Source organism: Algoriphagus namhaensis, from assembly GCF_042649705.1.
GTDB classification, from domain to species: Bacteria; Bacteroidota; Bacteroidia; order Cytophagales; family Cyclobacteriaceae; genus Algoriphagus; species Algoriphagus namhaensis.
Genome location: NZ_JBHRZS010000002.1, coordinates 43780 through 59100 on the forward strand (window position 1 = coordinate 43780; position 15321 = coordinate 59100).

The window sequence follows — 15321 nt, forward strand, 5'->3', positions numbered from 1 at the left end:
GGCTGAAGTACGAATGCTGAAGGTTGAAAGTCTAATAATCCAATGAAAAGCTAAAACCAATAAAAATGGAAAGGGACTTGAAAATCAGAACGAAGAAGTTTGCTCTGGAAATAATTAAAATAGTTTCTGAGCTTCCTAAGAATTCAGCTGGATTCGAATTAGGCAAACAACTCATTAGGTCAGGCACGTCAATTGGGGCGAACTACAGATCTGCACTCCGAGGTAGATCCAGAGCTGAGTTCATCTCTAAACTATCAATTGTCCAAGAGGAGGCCGATGAAACTGTTTTTTGGCTAGAACTGATCGAAGAAAGCGAACTCATCAACCCTGAGAAAATACGTCCATTAGTTAAAGAAGCGAATGAACTCACAGCCTTTTTACCACGATGGTCATTAATACCAAGAAAAATTCATAGCACTTTAACCTTTATGATTCACTCAATCTTCAACCTTTACACCTCATTCATCAAACCTTCTCCTTTTTCTTTTCATCCTTCATACCTCAGCCTTCATACTTCCTAATGATCCCTGACTTTCAACTTTGGATTGGTCTTTAATTCCTCCTCTGGGATTGAGTTAGTTCCTAGGCTGCCAAGATCCGGTTGCCCGGCATTGATCCATGCGGTGTACCAAAAGTCAGCGATCATCTTGATGGACTTTTTCATTTGCCGCTCAATTTGTCCGTTTAATGCCTCTTCATACGCGAGAGAAAACTCTCTAGAGTAAACTCGAATAGTCAGTCCATTTCGCTCCTCGAAGCTATATTTTTGATCTGCAGGAAAGGTGGTACTGAGGCTTTTTTCTATGCTCAAGACTGAGTCTACCTGACTGTGGGTAGCAAAGACGGCATCCCAAATGGCCTGCTGGGGTCTCTCCACATACTCCGCTTTCCCCACCCAAAGCGGATAATCGCTAGCCTGAATTTCAGGAATCCGGCTTTCCCAAAAGCCATGAATCCCTTCTTGGCCAGTTAGTTGTCCGTTGTAGTTTTTGGTGGTATGCAGGGGAACATTCAGATCGGCAAGGTAATGTCCTAAATCGGCGGAAAGCCTGAGAATCGCATTTGTGTTCTTTTCTTGAAAGGCTTTGGTGAGGTTGACAAAAGTGAGGTATGTCGACCAGGGGCCGATTCCATGGGCACGCAAGCTATCCTCGGAGTAGATCTTCAGTGCATCGTTCCAATAGATAGGAAGAGCTTTCTTAGCACTATCGGAATAATGATCCAAGTCGATGTAGTGCTTTTCTGCCTCTCCCTCCACCGCATATCGCCTTCTGTCTGGGTTGACGGCCTTCTCCCGGATAAAGTCAATATTAGGCTTGTAAAAGGCTATCATTTCTGGGGGCAGAGAGAAGGTCGCCAATCCATTGATGAGGGCATGTGCGAAAAAGCCCCAAAAAGAAAGTATGTAAAGCAGGGGTACCATAAATGAGCTAAAAGTTTAAAAATATAAAGATTTGTCTCTTAAAATACTAGCGGCAAACCCCATAAATCTGGCTTTATGGCCTTTGAAGACTGTTTTTGAGGCAATGGAACGGTCTGGGATTCATTAATTGCCAAGGAATGTTTGAATTTACTTTGGCAGTATTAATATTTTACAATAACTTTGCACTCCCAATCGGTATAGGGTAAGAAAAGAAATTCATTAATAACGAGATATGGCAAATCACAAATCAGCTCTAAAAAGAATTCGTGCAAACGAAGCGAAGCGTTTGAGAAATAGATATCAGGCAAAAACTACAAGAACTTTTATCAAAAGATTGAAGGCTTGTACTGATAAAATCGAAGCTCAGGAGCTTTACCAAAAAGTTTCTTCTATGTTGGACAAGTTGGCCAAGAAGAATGTGATTCACAAGAACAACGCAAACAACAAGAAGTCAAGATTGGCAAGACTTGTGAATGCAATGGGATAATCTTCCAAAGACATTTATTGAAAACCCTGTTTATCAGGGTTTTTTTTATGTCTGATAATTAGTAATTTTTAGTTCACTTTTTACTTTTTATCATGGAAAACTACACATCCATTAAGATTTCTCAGTTAGCCGAAGAAGATCGACCCAGAGAAAAACTCCTCCTCAAAGGCAAAGCAGTGCTCACGGATGCTGAGCTGATCGCTATTTTGATTGGTTCAGGAACGCCGGCCATGAGCGCTGTGGATCTCTCCAGGCTTATTCTCCAGTCAGTGGATCACGACCTATCTCGGCTTTCGAGACTGAGTATTCAGGATCTGAAAAAATTCAAAGGCATCGGAGAGGCCAAGGCGATATCCATCGTAGCAGCCATGGAATTGGGAAGGCGCCGAAAGGAAGCTGAGCCGATTAAAAAGCAGAAAATCACTTGTTCGCAGGATATTTATCAGATCATGAAGCCCGAACTTTATGATGAGGTGGTTGAGCATTTTTTCCTTATCCTGCTGAGTCGCTCCAATCAGGTGATCAAAAAAGTACGGATTTCACAAGGTGGCACAGCTGGTACGGTCGTGGATTCAAAAGTCATCTTTAAAGTAGCATTAGAGCATCTGGCCAGTTCAATCATTTTGGTACACAACCACCCTAGCGGTAATCTCAAACCCTCTCAACAAGACATTCGATTAACAGAAAGATTGGTAAAAGCCGGAAGAGAATTGGATTTACCCGTATTAGATCATGTTATTTTTGCGGATGATGGCTACTTTAGCTTCGCAGACGAGGGAATGATCTGATTTTATGAAACCAAAAAATATATTTCTTATCGCAGTGGCTCTTGTGGTCCTTGCTGCGGTGATTTACACGCTCACGGCCACAGAAAGCCCGGAGGATTACATCGAGCGAATAGAAGATGAACGCGAACGGCAATTTAAATTCATTCGCTTTAACATCGACTCCCCATTATCGGAGGAGCAAAAACGCAGCTTCAAAGCACTGAGCTTTTATCCTATAGACCCGGAGTACAAGGTGACCGCACGAATGGTCCCGGTAAGCAATAAAAAAGTACGGGAATTGCCCATGACTGACGGGACTACGGAGCGATATATAGAGCACTCTTATGCTGAATTTACTTTGAAAGGTATGCCGCTCAGACTTTTGCTGCTTCAAGATATCAATGAAGCAGATAAGCGTAATTTCTTTGTGGCTTTTGCAGATGACACTAGTGCAAGAGAGACTTACGGTGGTGGTCGATACATCAATGCTCGACAGACTGGAAAAAACAGTATTACCATTGATTTTAACCTAGCCTACAATCCCTACTGTGCCTACAATCCAGATTATGCTTGCCCTCTTCCTCCCAAAGAAAATCTGCTGAAAGTGCCGATTCCGGCAGGAGAGAAAAATTATGATAAATAGCCCTTCTGCTGGCCAATTCTCTTAAATTTGCTTTTTATTTTCTCACCAAAGACATGTGTTGTGGTGGAGCGAAATGCCTTATTTGGGCAAAAGAAAAAATCGTATGAAGATTTCGATCAACAGATTAAAAAAATATATCGCACTCGAGCAAAGTACTGATCAAATTGCAGAAATGCTTACCCAATCTGGTCTGGAAGTAGAGGGGATTGAAAAATTTGAATCCATTCCTGGTGGTCTGGAAGGAATTGTAATTGGGGAGGTTCTCAGCTGCGAAAAACATCCGAATGCGGACAAATTGAGCCTCACTACGGTAGATATCGGCCAAGAAACCCCATCTCCAATTGTTTGTGGAGCACCCAATGTAGCCAAAGGGCAAAAAGTACTTGTGGCAACTGTAGGAGCCACACTTTATCCTACTGAAGGCGACTCTTTCCAAATCAAAAAAGCTAAAATCAGAGGGGAAGTTTCCGAAGGAATGATCTGTGCTGAAGATGAGCTAGGTCTAGGAAAAAGTCATGATGGGATTTTGGTTTTGGACACTGATTTACCTAACGGTACTCCTGCAGCAAGTTTAATCGATGTAGGTCAAGATGAAGTTTTGGAAATAGGGTTGACGCCTAATAGAGCTGACGCCGCATCGCATCTTGGCGTGGCTAGAGATTTAAAAGCACTGCTTCAAAAGGAAATTTGCCTCGCAGAAGAATCTTCTCTCGAAAAAGAAACGAATGGTCCTAGCATAACCGTTCAGGTAGAAAATCATAAAGATTGCCCAAGATATGCAGGTGTGGTCATGACGGACATCAAAGTGGGTCCTTCCCCAGATTGGCTTCAAAACTTCTTGAAATCTCTGGATCTGGATCCGATCAATAATGTGGTGGATATCACCAACTTTATTTTGCATGATTTGGGTCAGCCGCTTCATGCTTTTGATGCAGATAAAATTTCGGAAGGGCAGATAATTGTAGGAAAACTTCCCAAAGGAACTTCTTTTGTCACCCTTGATGAAAAAGAGCGAAAGCTTTCCGGCGAGGAATTGATGATCAAAGATCTCAAAGGAGGCCTTTGCATTGCCGGTATTTTTGGTGGTGTGAATTCTGGTGTTTCGGAAGAAACAACTTCCATTTTCTTGGAGTCAGCGTATTTTTCCCCAGATATCACCCGAAAAGGTGCCCAATTTCATGGATTGAAGACAGATGCTTCCTTCAGATTCGAAAGGGGTACTGATCCCAATATGCCTGTGTATGCCTTGAAGCAAGCAGTCAAACTTCTCCAAGAACTAGCAGGTGGTAAGGTGGCATCGGAAATCATCGACATCTATCCCGAGCCAGTGAAAGACTTTGAAGTTGATGTAGAATACGGTCACATCAATAGACTGATCGGAAAGAAAATCGAAACTACTGAGGTAAAAAGGATTTTGGAGTCCCTGGATATTCAAGTGCAAAATGAAACCGAAACTGGATTTAAGGCGATCGTCAAGCCTTATCGAGTGGACGTGACCCGAGAGGCGGATATCATTGAAGAAGTCCTCCGAATTCATGGTTTTGAGCAAGTCTTACTTTCTGAAAATTTAAATACGGATTATTTGGCTGAGCATCCCGTCAAAGATTTTGATAAGCTTCAGTATAACGCGACAAGCCTTTTAGCAGGTCAGGGTTTTTCTGAAATTATCACCAATAGCCTCACAAAGCCCGTTTACTCGGCGAAATCGGGCTACTTGGATCCTGCTAAGGATGTTGAGATCTACAATAAACTCAGTGAGGATCTCGGAGTCATGCGACAGACTTTGCTCTTTTCAGGTTTAGAAGTTTTGGCTCATAATATCAATCGAAGACAGACCAATTTGAGGCTTTTTGAATTTGGAACAGTCTACCAGAAAGCAGAGACTGGATATGCAGAAGGGGTTAGATTGGGTATTTTCTTAACAGGAAATAGCAGGGAAGAAAGTTGGATTGAGGCATCTGCACCTTATTCATTTGCGAACATCTACTCCGCAGTAGTTCAAATCCTTGAAAAATTGGGTGTTTCTCCAGATTCAGTGGAGGTAGTAGAGTCGGCTCCTTTCGAGTATGGACTCATTCTGAAAGCCGGAGAAAAAATCTTGGGAAGCCTAGGATTGGTTCAGAAAAGCCTGCTCAAGTTGGCTGAGGTCCGTCAGGATGTTTGGTTTGCTGAGCTGGATTGGGACTTGCTTTGCAAGAAAGCCTCGGGGGTGAAGAAGTATGCTGAGATTTCAAAGTTTCCTGAAGTGCGAAGGGATTTATCTTTGGTGATTGACAAAGAAATCAGCTACAATAGCCTAGAAATTCTTGCCAAAAAAGCAGGAGGTCGATTGCTTCATCGGGTTGGCGTTTTTGACGTGTACCAAGGGGACAAGATCCCTGAGGGCAAAAAGGCCTATGCTTTGAGTTTTCATCTCCAAGACCAGGAAAATACACTTACCGACAAGGTAATTGACAAAACAATGAGTAAATTAATCCAAGCATTTGAAAAGGAGACGGGAGCATTGATCCGTACTTGATATGATACACGATGAACTGCAAAAGCTGGAGAAATTAGCCCATAAAATTCAGGCGAAACTCCAGGAAGTTAAGGCACAAAATGAAGAACTCAGGGTTCAAAACTCTGCTTTATCGAGTGAGTTGCAAGAAAAAGAGCAGGAAATCGAACACTTTAAAAATAAGATTAAAATTAGTAACATTGTGGACAACCGAACGGTGAATCCTGAGGATTCCACGGAAATGAAAGACTTAATCGATAATTATATAAAAGAGATTGATCAATTGATCACCTACTTGTCTGATTAATATGGAGACACTTGCCATACGTTTGAAAATTGGTGCCCGGGAATATCCTATGCGCGTCAAAATGGAAGATGAAGCCAAAATACGGCGGGCTGGCAAGTTGATAAATGAAAAATTAAGAAAATATAAGGAAGAATTTGGGCTGGATGATATTCAAGATTTATTAGCCATGGTGGCATTTGATTGCATGGTGGAATCCCTAGAATCAAATGAATTGAACGCTGAGGACAGTGAAAAAATCCAAACTAGTTTAGCCCAAATCAATTCACTTCTTACAGATTCTTTATAAGTCAATTCCCTTTCATTTCTTGGAGTTTTAGGCTTCCCCTAGGAGAATTATACCAAAATAACTCATGGGAGAAATACTATATATTATACTGGCTGGGGTCATAGGACTGGCAGCTGGAGGTGGACTGGCATCGATGCTGGTCAAAGGGAAAAATAAGAAAATAGAAGAGGAGGCACGCGAAAAGGCTAAGGCTATCCTACGTGAAGCAGAACTCAATGCAGAATCCATCAAGAAGGACCGCATTCTCGAGGCTAAGGAGAAGTTCCTCAAGTTGAAGGCTGAGTTTGATGAAGAGACCAGCAACAAGAAAAACATCCTAATCACCAATGAAAACAAGCTCAAGCAACGAGAACAGCATCTTTCCAAAGAGCTAGAGCGAACAAAGAGAAAAGAAGCTGAACTCGATAGTGCCAAGGAAAACGTGCAGGCACAATTACATTCACTACAGATTAAGAAAGAGGAGCTAGAGAAGGTTACTAATCGTAGAATTGCTGATCTAGAAAAAGTTGCTGGCCTAACGCGAGAAGAGGCAAGAGAGGAACTAGTCACCATGCTCACAGAGGAGGCTCAGTCCAAAGCTTCATCCCAGATAAAGGACATTCTTGATGAAGCCAAATTGACTGCGACTAAGCAAGCCAAGAAGATCGTATTGGATACCATTCAGCGTACAGCGACAGAGCACGCGGTGGAGAATTGTGTGTCAGTTTTCAATATCGAAAGTGACGATATCAAAGGTAAAGTCATCGGTAGAGAAGGAAGAAATATCCGAGCGCTTGAAGCAGCTACGGGCGTAGAGATCGTCGTAGATGATACTCCTGAGGCCATCATTATTTCTGGCTTTGATCCAGTGCGCAGAGAGGTAGCTAGACTGTCTTTGCATAGATTGGTGCAAGATGGAAGAATCCACCCAGCTCGTATCGAGGAAGTGGTAGCCAAAACTCAGAAAAACATCAATGAGGAGATCATGGAAATCGGTGAACGTACTTGCATTGATCTTGGAATTCATGGGGTACACCCAGAACTCATCAAAATGGTAGGCCGAATGAGATTCCGATCTTCTTATGGTCAAAACTTACTGCAGCACTCGCGAGAAGTCGCGAACCTATCTGCTACCATGGCTGCAGAGATGGGACTCAACGCCAAGCTTGCCAAGCGGGCAGGATTGCTTCATGATATCGGGAAAGTATGGCCCGAGGAGCAGGAGTTACCGCACGCAGTTCTTGGAATGGAGCTTGCCAAGCGATACAAAGAGCATCCGGAGGTTTGCAACGCTATCGGAGCCCACCACGATGAGATTGAGATGACCAGTATGATCTCGCCTATCGTACAGGCTTCTGATGCGATTTCTGGAGCGAGACCGGGAGCACGTCGTGAAGTGATGGATAGCTACATCAAGCGTCTGAAAGATTTGGAAGCTTTGGCTTTAAGTTTTGATGGGGTAAATAAATGCTTTGCGATGCAGGCAGGACGAGAACTGAGAGTGATCGTGGATGCCGAAAACGTAGATGATGGAACAGCAGGTCAGCTTTCCTTTGATATCTCGCAGAAGATCGAGAAGGAAATGCAGTATCCAGGTCAAATCAAAATTACCGTGATCCGAGAAATGCGAGCGGTGAATTATGCCAGATAAACTTTAGTTTTGAAAGATAAAATGAGGTGATTACATTTAGCGTAATCACCTTTTTTTATGGGTTTATATTTTCTCAAGGAATTATTTTACAGCATCGCAGATGCCTTTTCAGCATTGCGATTTTCATTTTTTGCAAAGAAACTTAGCATGGCGGACAGGAGGATTCTCCAAAACCATTTTCCCTATTATGCTAGGATGAATCCTAAATTCAAACCTGAATTTGAGCGGAAATTAGAGCGAATGATCTCTTCCAAAGAGTTTATTGGAAGAGGTGGAATCGATGAAGTGACCCAAGAAATGGAGTTGCTGATCGGAGCCACTTTGACCATGGTTTTGTTTGGCTGGAAGGGAATCCAATTGCCGCATTTCAATCGAATTTTGATTTACCCCAATGCCTACTACAGCACAGTAACCAAAACATACCATCGCGGAGAGGTCAATCCAAAATTTGGTTTGATTGTAGTGTCTTGGCGTTGCTTTCTTGAAGGATTGGTCGATGAATCAGATGGAGTCAATCTGGGGATTCACGAGATAGCTCATGCACTTAAATTAGAAAATTTGATCTCCAGAAATGACGAATATGGATTTCTCGACCCGAATACCAAACGGCAGTACAGAGCACATATGCAGGAGGAAATGAAGCAAATGAAGGCGGGTAAGTTTTCGCCCTTCAGATCAAATGCGATGATTGATGAAGATGAATTCTTTGCGGTGGTCTTAGAGTATTTTTTTGAAAAGCCCCAAAGCTTCCAGAAGCATAGACCTGATTTTTACCAGACTTTGGTTCATCTCCTTAGACAAAACCCTCTAGTGGTGAGTCCACCGACAGAAACTTCTCTCAGCACCTGAATCAGGCCTTCCGCTCTACTTCCCTGAGATTTTCAAGTTTCTTATTTCGTAAGAATCCATTGATATCCTCGAAGTGCTCCTTTACTCGCTTATTGCCAAATTCAAATACTTTGATCACCAACCCATCCAAGAAGTCCCGATCGTGAGAGACGACGATCAGCGTGCCATCAAAAGCTTTGAGCGCGTCTTTGATGATGTCTTTGGTCTTCATATCTAGATGGTTGGTAGGCTCATCCAAAATCAGAAGGTTCACAGGTTCCAGAAGCAGTTTGATCATGGCCAGACGAGTTTTCTCTCCTCCGGAAAGTACCCGAACTTTCTTATTGATATCATCTCCCTGAAACATAAAGGCACCCAGCAAGTCTTTGATTTTGCTTCGGATTTCGCCTACGGCAATCTGATCGATGGTTTCGAAAATGGTCAAGCTCTCATCCAAAAGTGAAGCTTGGTTTTGAGCAAAATATCCTACCATGGCATTGTGACCTAGTTCACACTTACCTTCAAAGTCGATTTCGCCCATGATGGCTTTGATCATGGTGGATTTTCCTTCTCCGTTTTTACCTACGAAGGATACCTTTTGGCCACGCTCAATGGTCATGCTGGCATTTTTGAAGACCACATGATCTCCATAGCTTTTACTCATATCCTCCACAATTACCGGATAGTTTCCGGATCGCGGAGAAGGAGGGAAGCGCAGTTTCAGGGCAGAATTGTCCACTTCATCCACTTCGATGATATCCAGTTTTTCCAGCATCTTTACTCTGGACTGCACTTGAAGTGTTTTGGAATAGGTGCCTTTGAATCGTTCTATAAACTCCGTGGTATCAGCGATGAATCTCTGTTGCTCTTCATAGTGCTTTTGCTGTTGCTCTCTTCGCTCTTTGCGCAGCTCCAGATAGTGGCTGTATTTCGCTTTGTAATCATAGATTCTACCCATAGTCACTTCGATGGTTCGCGTAGTGATATTGTCCACAAAAGCCCGGTCGTGAGAGATGACCACCACAGCCTTTGCCTTATTCATCAAAAAGTCCTCGAGCCACTGTATAGATTCGATGTCTAGGTGATTGGTGGGCTCATCGAGAAGGATTAAATCTGGGTTTTGAAGCAAGATTTTCGCAAGTTCGATTCGCATTCTCCAGCCACCGGAAAATTCTGAAGTAGCTCGCTGTAAGTCACTGCGCTCGAATCCAAGTCCTAGCAGGACCTTTTCCACTTCAGCTTCATAATTCACTTCCTCGATGGCGTAAAACTTCTCCGAAAGTTCCGATACCTTTTCAATTAGCTTATAGTAATCTTCCGATTCGTAGTCTGTGCGTTCGGTCAACTCTTGATTGATGCGATCGATCTCGGTTTTCATATCTAGATAGCTAGCAAAGGCTTTGGAGGTCTCCTGCATAACCGTGCAATCATCTGCAATAAGCAAATGCTGAGGCAGATAAGCTACCACGAAATCCTTTGGGGCAGAAACAGATCCCGAACTTGGTTTGGTTTCGCCAGCGATGATTTTCAGAAGTGTGGATTTCCCAGCCCCATTTTTCCCCATTAATGCGATTTTATCGGTAGGGTTGATGGCGAAGGAAACGTTACTGAAAAGGGTGGATCCGCTATGAATGACGGCTACATTATCTACTGAAATCATGACTTTCTGAATTGAGCTGGCAAAGGTAGATTTTAAAGGCAGAAATTAGAAGTAAGAAATGAGAAATAAAAAAACCGCTCCAAAATGAATCGAAGCGGTTTTCGAGCCTACCATGTAGGTCAGGCTTTTGATATCGGTCAGCCGACATCGAATAAATATTATGCGCTTACGCCCAAGGCTTTGGCCATGGTCGCGCCGATCTCGGCTGGAGAATCTGCAACGTGAATTCCGTTCTCTCGCATGATTCTCATTTTGGCTTCTGCCGTGTCGTCTGCTCCGCCGATGATTGCTCCTGCGTGACCCATTCTACGTCCTGGAGGTGCTGTCTGCCCTGCGATGAATCCTACTACTGGCTTTTTGTTACCAGTCTCTCTGATCCACTTGGCTGCTTCTGCTTCGTAGTTTCCGCCAATCTCACCGATCATGACAATGGCATCTGTCTCTGGATCTTCCATAAGCAATTGTACTGCTTGCTTGGTAGACGTTCCGATGATTGGGTCACCACCGATACCGATGGCTGTAGAAACTCCAAGACCTGCTTTTGCTACTTGATCCGCTGCTTCATAGGTTAAAGTTCCTGACTTAGAAACGATACCGATTCTACCCGATTTGAAAACAAACCCTGGCATGATACCCACTTTTGCTTCACCTGGAGTGATTACTCCTGGACAGTTTGGTCCGATCAAGGTAGCACCTCTTTCGATGATATATGGCTTTGCCTTAATCATGTCCGCCACAGGAATACCTTCGGTGATTGCGATAATCACTTTAATCCCTGCGTCTGCTGCCTCCATGATAGCGTCTGCTGCAAAAGCTGGCGGAACAAATATAATCGAAGTGTCTGCCCCAGTCTTTTGTACAGCTTCTTCCACAGAATTGAATACTGGTTTTTCCAAATGAATGGATCCCCCTTTGCCTGGAGTCACTCCACCCACTACGTTGGTGCCATATTCGATCATCTGCTGTGCGTGAAAAGAGCCTTCAGACCCGGTGAATCCTTGGACGATCACCTTTGAATTTTTATTGACAAGTACACTCATGATGCGTTTTTTAAAGTTTGCACAAAAATAGAATAAACAACCCGCTGACAAAAGAAATGATCAATATTCTGGCTTTAAATAATGCCGAATCCTTTTCGAAGGGGATGAAAGGTAAGGCTGCTGAGAAAATCTTAGGCCAATTTGGAGCTTTAGACCTGCTTTACTTTCGGGCAATCAATATTTTCGTATTTTTCGCCATCATAAGTTTCGCCCATTTTTCATAACCTGTACGGGATGTTTAGCCTAAAAATATTAATTGTAGAAGACGACTCAGTCTCAGCCCTGCTACTACAGCGTGCGCTTGAAAAAAATAATCATCAAATCATTGGGATCGCAGATACCGGGGAAATGGCATTAGATATTCTGGAGGTCAACCCGGCGGATATCGTAATGATGGACATTAATCTGGCCGGAGATCTTGATGGGATTAGGACTACCGAGATCGTCAATGAGAAATATGACATTCCTGTAGTGTACCTGAGTGCGAGCTCAGATGCCGAGACTTTAAACAAGGTGGTGGGTACGAATCCGAGTGCCTATGTGATCAAGCCTTTCAATATTCGTGAACTGAATATGGTGATCGAACTTGCCATATTTAAGGATAGGAAAGAAAAGGAGCTTCAAAAACTCAATAATGAGCTAGAAGAAAAAGTAAAACAGCGAACGGCTGAACTCTACGAGGCAAACCGCGAACTAACCAAAGCGCTAGAAAAGGAACGAGAAATCAGTGAGCTTAAATCAAGGATCGTACTCAATGTCTCTCATGGATTCAAAACACCGCTTACTTCTATTCTGAGTTCCGCCCAGCTGCTCCAAGTCTACGCTGAAAAGGAGCATCCCTTCAAACAAAAAATCGTGAAACACGGGGTGAAAATCGAAAACTCCGTCCGGGCATTGAATAATTTGTTGACCAGTGTACTATTCTTTGGGAAGGCGGATGAAAACAAGATGGAGTACAAGCCCAAGAAAGTATTTATTGGGGCTTTTGTAAAAGAATTAATTGCAGGTATCAAAGCTGGAATTGAGAATAACGTGAAAGTAAAGGTGGAACTCGGTGATTTACCTAAAACAATAACCACTGATGGAGAATTGCTTTACCAGGTTTTTGACAATCTTCTTTCAAATGCCACGAAATACTCCAAGGATGGGCAGGAAGTTATTTTTAAACTCAGAATGGACGGAAATAATTTAGTAGGATCAGTTACTGATAATGGAATAGGAATCCCTAAATCCGAACAAAGCCAGCTCTTCGATCGTTTTTTCCGTGCAAAAAATGTAGGGATTGTGGAAGGATCTGGACTGGGTCTTTCTATTGTGAAAAAATGTATAGAAGTGATGAAAGGAGAGATTACCTTCCAGAGTGAGCCGAATAAAGAAACCGTATTTCAGGTGTCTATACCCGTGACATAAACATGCTCGTAAAAACTCAGAATCTTTCATTTTCTTACCCAGGTGCCGGAGACATTCGCTATCCAGATCTTGGAGTTGGTGCTGGAGAATCACTGCTCATTCTTGGACAATCTGGAAGTGGGAAAACAACCTTTTTGAATCTTTTGGCTGGATTACTCACGCCTAAGACTGGTGAAGTTCAAATTGATGGGCAAAATTTAAATGACCTTTCAAATCAGAAACTAGATCAATTCAGGGGGGCAAAAATTGGCTTGGTTTTTCAGAAACCACATTTGCTTGCTCCTCTTTCTGTGCTGGACAATTTAAAGCTTGCACCTTTTTTTGGAAAGACTGAGGGGCAAGATCCGCTTGAACTTTTAAAAGAGCTACAAATCCAAGCTAAGGCAAATTCTCCAATTCAATCCCTAAGTGAAGGGGAGGCCCAGCGGGTTTCCATCGCCAGAGCATTGATGAATAAGCCCAAAGTGATTTTGGCAGATGAGCCTACATCCAGCCTAGATGATGAGAATGCCGAAATTGTGACGCGACTCTTGCAGCAACAAGCTAAAAAAATCAACGCAGCATTGATCGTAGTGACTCATGATCAGCGTGTGAAAAATCTAATTCCCAACTTTGTTCAAGTGCCACAATCATGAACCTCTTTAAGATCAGTTGGAAATATTTGACCTTTAAGCCATTGAGTACGGGCTTAAACGTGTTGCTTTTGGCCTTGGGCCTAGCCATCATTGCTATGCTTTTGCTAGTTCAGCATCAGTTTGAAAATACGATTAATCGAGATGCAGAAGGCATCGATTTGGTAGTGGGAGCCAAAGGAAGTCCACTTCAGCTGATTCTCTCCAGTGTGTATCATGTGGATTTCCCTACTGGAAATATTCCGATGAAAGAAGCAAAGGGGCTCCTACGAAATCGGCTGGTAGAAAAGGTGATCCCTATGGCACTTGGCGACAATTACATGGGGTATCGAATCATCGGTACGAATCATGATTATCTGGAATTATATGGGGCTACTTTCGCTAGTGGAGAAGCTTGGACTCGTCCATTTGAAGTGGTTTTAGGTTCGGCAGTGGCCAAAGCTGAGGGCCTCAAAGTTGGGGACACCTTTGAGGGAAGTCACGGAATCAGCGTAGGAAGTCACGCTCACGATCAGCATGATTTTGAGGTTGCGGGGATATTGGAGCCAAGTGGTAAAGTGATTGATCGTTTAGTCTTGACTAGTATCGAGTCCGTGTGGTTTACGCATGACGAAAGCGAGGATGAGGAGGAGTCAGGCGTTGAGCCAGATTACCACCACGATGAGGTGGCATTGACAGGCTTTCCTGATGGTGACGATGGACGAGAACTAACCTCCTTGTTGTTGAAGTATCGAAGCCCTATGGCAGCCGTACAATTACCAAGACAGATCAATTCTAGAATGTCCATGCAGGCTGCCTCGCCTAATTTTGAAATGTTGAGGCTTTTCGAATTACTAGGTGTTGGGGTGAGTTTGCTTCAGGGCTTAGCGGTTATTTTGATTTTTATCGCAGGCCTGGGAATCTTTATCGCTTTATACAATTCGCTTAAAGAACGAAAATACGACCTGGCTATTCTTCGCTCCCTTGGTGCGAGCCGTGGACAGCTCGTTTCCTTAGTATTTATGGAAGGCATTGTTTTGACTTGGGGTGGAGCTTTACTCGGTTTGGGCCTCGGACATATATTTCTGGCATTGCTTCTGAATGTCGCAGACTCTGGGTTCACAGCATCGGTGACTCCATGGCTTTTTCTAAAAGATGAACTTTGGATTTTGGTATATTCCACGGTTGTGGGTGTTTTAGCCTCTCTTATCCCTGCCTACACTGCTTATCAAACAAGTATTGCAAAGCAGCTAACAAAATCTTAACTAGCGCGTAAATTAGACTGGAAAAAGAAGGAAGATCATGAAAAAGCTATTGCTATTTGCCTTGATAATTGGAATGAGTTTTACCGTGTATGCTCAGGAAAAAAATGTATGGAGGAGCCTGTCTGAGGTCTCGTATAAGATTAGTGAGGATGACTTTGGCGAGTTGTATGTTCCTGTTTTTTCAGACAATATCAAGACCCTAGAAGGTAAAGTAGTGGAAGCAGACGGCTATATCATTCCGTTTGAAGGGATGTTTAAGCCAGAACATATTATTCTTTCCAGTCTCCCGCTTGCAGAGTGCTTTTTTTGTGGCTCCGGTGGGCCTGAGACTGTAATGGAGGTGATGCTCAATGATCCTATCAAGTACACTTCCAAGCGAGTGAAAGTGAGAGGAAAATTGACTCTGAACAGCAAGGACCCAGAAAAGCTGATGTACATCCTTCAGGATGCTAAATTGGTAGAATAGT

Annotated in this window: 16 protein-coding genes; 13 read left to right on the forward strand and 3 right to left on the reverse strand. The window is 43.1% G+C overall.

Features of this window, described 5'->3' with window-relative positions:
• Positions 1-65 precede the first annotated feature (65 nt).
• Positions 66-521, forward strand: coding sequence for a four helix bundle protein (locus tag ACFOSV_RS00225; RefSeq protein WP_377902180.1), 456 nt, complete (start codon positions 66-68; stop codon positions 519-521).
• Here the strand turns inward: ACFOSV_RS00225 and ACFOSV_RS00230 are convergent.
• Entirely contained in the window at positions 518-1423 is a 906-nt protein-coding gene (locus ACFOSV_RS00230) for a zinc dependent phospholipase C family protein (protein ID WP_377902181.1), read from the reverse strand. The two genes, ACFOSV_RS00225 and ACFOSV_RS00230, sit on opposite strands and share 4 nt — an antisense overlap.
• A gap of 232 nt (positions 1424-1655) precedes the next feature.
• On the opposite strand from ACFOSV_RS00230, the gene rpsT reads away from it, so the two are divergent.
• The 8 genes from rpsT (at position 1656) to ACFOSV_RS00270 (ending at position 8889) form a co-directional block, all read left to right on the forward strand.
• Positions 1656-1910, forward strand: a complete 255-nt coding sequence (rpsT, locus tag ACFOSV_RS00235) for a 30S ribosomal protein S20 (protein ID WP_377902182.1) — start codon at positions 1656-1658, stop codon at positions 1908-1910.
• 92 nt (positions 1911-2002) lie between these two features.
• The gene (radC, locus tag ACFOSV_RS00240) at positions 2003-2698 is read left to right on the forward strand and encodes a RadC family protein (RefSeq protein ID WP_377902183.1); all 696 of its coding nucleotides are present in this window, start codon (positions 2003-2005) and stop codon (positions 2696-2698) included.
• A gap of 4 nt (positions 2699-2702) precedes the next feature.
• Positions 2703-3320, forward strand: coding sequence for a DUF1684 domain-containing protein (locus ACFOSV_RS00245; RefSeq protein ID WP_377902184.1), 618 nt, complete (start codon positions 2703-2705; stop codon positions 3318-3320).
• A 103-nt stretch (positions 3321-3423) separates the two neighbouring features.
• Entirely contained in the window at positions 3424-5838 is a 2415-nt protein-coding gene (gene pheT / locus ACFOSV_RS00250; protein ID WP_377902185.1) for a phenylalanine--tRNA ligase subunit beta, read from the forward strand.
• Position 5839: 1 nt separating this feature from the next.
• Positions 5840-6124 carry a hypothetical protein gene (locus ACFOSV_RS00255; protein WP_377902186.1) on the forward strand — a complete coding sequence of 95 codons (285 nt, stop codon included), beginning with the start codon at positions 5840-5842 and terminating at the stop codon, positions 6122-6124.
• A gap of 1 nt (position 6125) precedes the next feature.
• Positions 6126-6410, forward strand: a complete 285-nt coding sequence (locus ACFOSV_RS00260; RefSeq protein WP_377902187.1) for a cell division protein ZapA — start codon at positions 6126-6128, stop codon at positions 6408-6410.
• Between the two features lie 64 nt (positions 6411-6474).
• Complete coding sequence (gene rny / locus ACFOSV_RS00265) at positions 6475-8040, forward strand: ribonuclease Y (protein ID WP_377902188.1); 1566 nt, start codon at positions 6475-6477, stop codon at positions 8038-8040.
• Positions 8041-8097: 57 nt separating this feature from the next.
• Entirely contained in the window at positions 8098-8889 is a 792-nt protein-coding gene (locus ACFOSV_RS00270) for a zinc-dependent peptidase (RefSeq protein ID WP_377902189.1), read from the forward strand.
• Between the two features lies 1 nt (position 8890).
• Here the strand turns inward: ACFOSV_RS00270 and ACFOSV_RS00275 are convergent, their stop codons facing one another.
• Both ACFOSV_RS00275 and sucD read right to left on the reverse strand, forming a co-directional pair.
• Positions 8891-10528, reverse strand: coding sequence for an ABC-F family ATP-binding cassette domain-containing protein (locus ACFOSV_RS00275; protein ID WP_377902190.1), 1638 nt, complete (start codon positions 10526-10528; stop codon positions 8891-8893).
• Positions 10529-10686: 158 nt separating this feature from the next.
• Positions 10687-11568 (reverse strand): succinate--CoA ligase subunit alpha, encoded by an 882-nt coding sequence (gene sucD / locus ACFOSV_RS00280; protein ID WP_377902191.1) that lies wholly within the window; start codon positions 11566-11568, stop codon positions 10687-10689.
• Positions 11569-11802: 234 nt separating this feature from the next.
• Here sucD and ACFOSV_RS00285 point away from each other — a divergent pair, with 234 nt between their 5' ends.
• From ACFOSV_RS00285 to ACFOSV_RS00300, 4 genes are read left to right on the forward strand one after another with little or no spacing between them, the layout of a single operon-like run.
• On the forward strand, positions 11803-12978 hold the full coding sequence (locus tag ACFOSV_RS00285; RefSeq protein WP_377902192.1) for a hybrid sensor histidine kinase/response regulator: 1176 nt from the start codon (positions 11803-11805) through the stop codon (positions 12976-12978).
• Between the two features lie 2 nt (positions 12979-12980).
• Positions 12981-13613 carry an ABC transporter ATP-binding protein gene (locus ACFOSV_RS00290; RefSeq protein WP_377902193.1) on the forward strand — a complete coding sequence of 211 codons (633 nt, stop codon included), beginning with the start codon at positions 12981-12983 and terminating at the stop codon, positions 13611-13613.
• On the forward strand, positions 13610-14854 hold the full coding sequence (locus tag ACFOSV_RS00295) for an ABC transporter permease (RefSeq protein WP_377902195.1): 1245 nt from the start codon (positions 13610-13612) through the stop codon (positions 14852-14854). The genes ACFOSV_RS00290 and ACFOSV_RS00295 overlap by 4 nt, the downstream gene beginning before the upstream one ends.
• 37 nt (positions 14855-14891) lie before the next feature.
• Complete coding sequence (locus ACFOSV_RS00300) at positions 14892-15320, forward strand: hypothetical protein (protein ID WP_377902197.1); 429 nt, start codon at positions 14892-14894, stop codon at positions 15318-15320.
• The last annotated feature ends 1 nt before the right edge of the window (position 15321 follow it).

Bases quoted from the DNA above. Each gene is read 5' to 3' on its own strand.
- ACFOSV_RS00225 (WP_377902180.1), top strand. From the start codon at position 66: ATGGAAAGGGACTTGAAAATCAGAACGAAGAAGTTTGCTCTGGAAATA.
- ACFOSV_RS00230 (WP_377902181.1), bottom strand. From the start codon at position 1,423: ATGGTACCCCTGCTTTACATACTTTCTTTTTGGGGCTTTTTCGCACAT.
- rpsT (WP_377902182.1), top strand. From the start codon at position 1,656: ATGGCAAATCACAAATCAGCTCTAAAAAGAATTCGTGCAAACGAAGCG.
- radC (WP_377902183.1), top strand. From the start codon at position 2,003: ATGGAAAACTACACATCCATTAAGATTTCTCAGTTAGCCGAAGAAGAT.
- ACFOSV_RS00245 (WP_377902184.1), top strand. From the start codon at position 2,703: ATGAAACCAAAAAATATATTTCTTATCGCAGTGGCTCTTGTGGTCCTT.
- pheT (WP_377902185.1), top strand. From the start codon at position 3,424: ATGAAGATTTCGATCAACAGATTAAAAAAATATATCGCACTCGAGCAA.
- ACFOSV_RS00255 (WP_377902186.1), top strand. From the start codon at position 5,840: ATGATACACGATGAACTGCAAAAGCTGGAGAAATTAGCCCATAAAATT.
- ACFOSV_RS00260 (WP_377902187.1), top strand. From the start codon at position 6,126: ATGGAGACACTTGCCATACGTTTGAAAATTGGTGCCCGGGAATATCCT.
- rny (WP_377902188.1), top strand. From the start codon at position 6,475: ATGGGAGAAATACTATATATTATACTGGCTGGGGTCATAGGACTGGCA.
- ACFOSV_RS00270 (WP_377902189.1), top strand. From the start codon at position 8,098: ATGGGTTTATATTTTCTCAAGGAATTATTTTACAGCATCGCAGATGCC.
- ACFOSV_RS00275 (WP_377902190.1), bottom strand. From the start codon at position 10,528: ATGATTTCAGTAGATAATGTAGCCGTCATTCATAGCGGATCCACCCTT.
- sucD (WP_377902191.1), bottom strand. From the start codon at position 11,568: ATGAGTGTACTTGTCAATAAAAATTCAAAGGTGATCGTCCAAGGATTC.
- ACFOSV_RS00285 (WP_377902192.1), top strand. From the start codon at position 11,803: ATGTTTAGCCTAAAAATATTAATTGTAGAAGACGACTCAGTCTCAGCC.
- ACFOSV_RS00290 (WP_377902193.1), top strand. From the start codon at position 12,981: ATGCTCGTAAAAACTCAGAATCTTTCATTTTCTTACCCAGGTGCCGGA.
- ACFOSV_RS00295 (WP_377902195.1), top strand. From the start codon at position 13,610: ATGAACCTCTTTAAGATCAGTTGGAAATATTTGACCTTTAAGCCATTG.
- ACFOSV_RS00300 (WP_377902197.1), top strand. From the start codon at position 14,892: ATGAAAAAGCTATTGCTATTTGCCTTGATAATTGGAATGAGTTTTACC.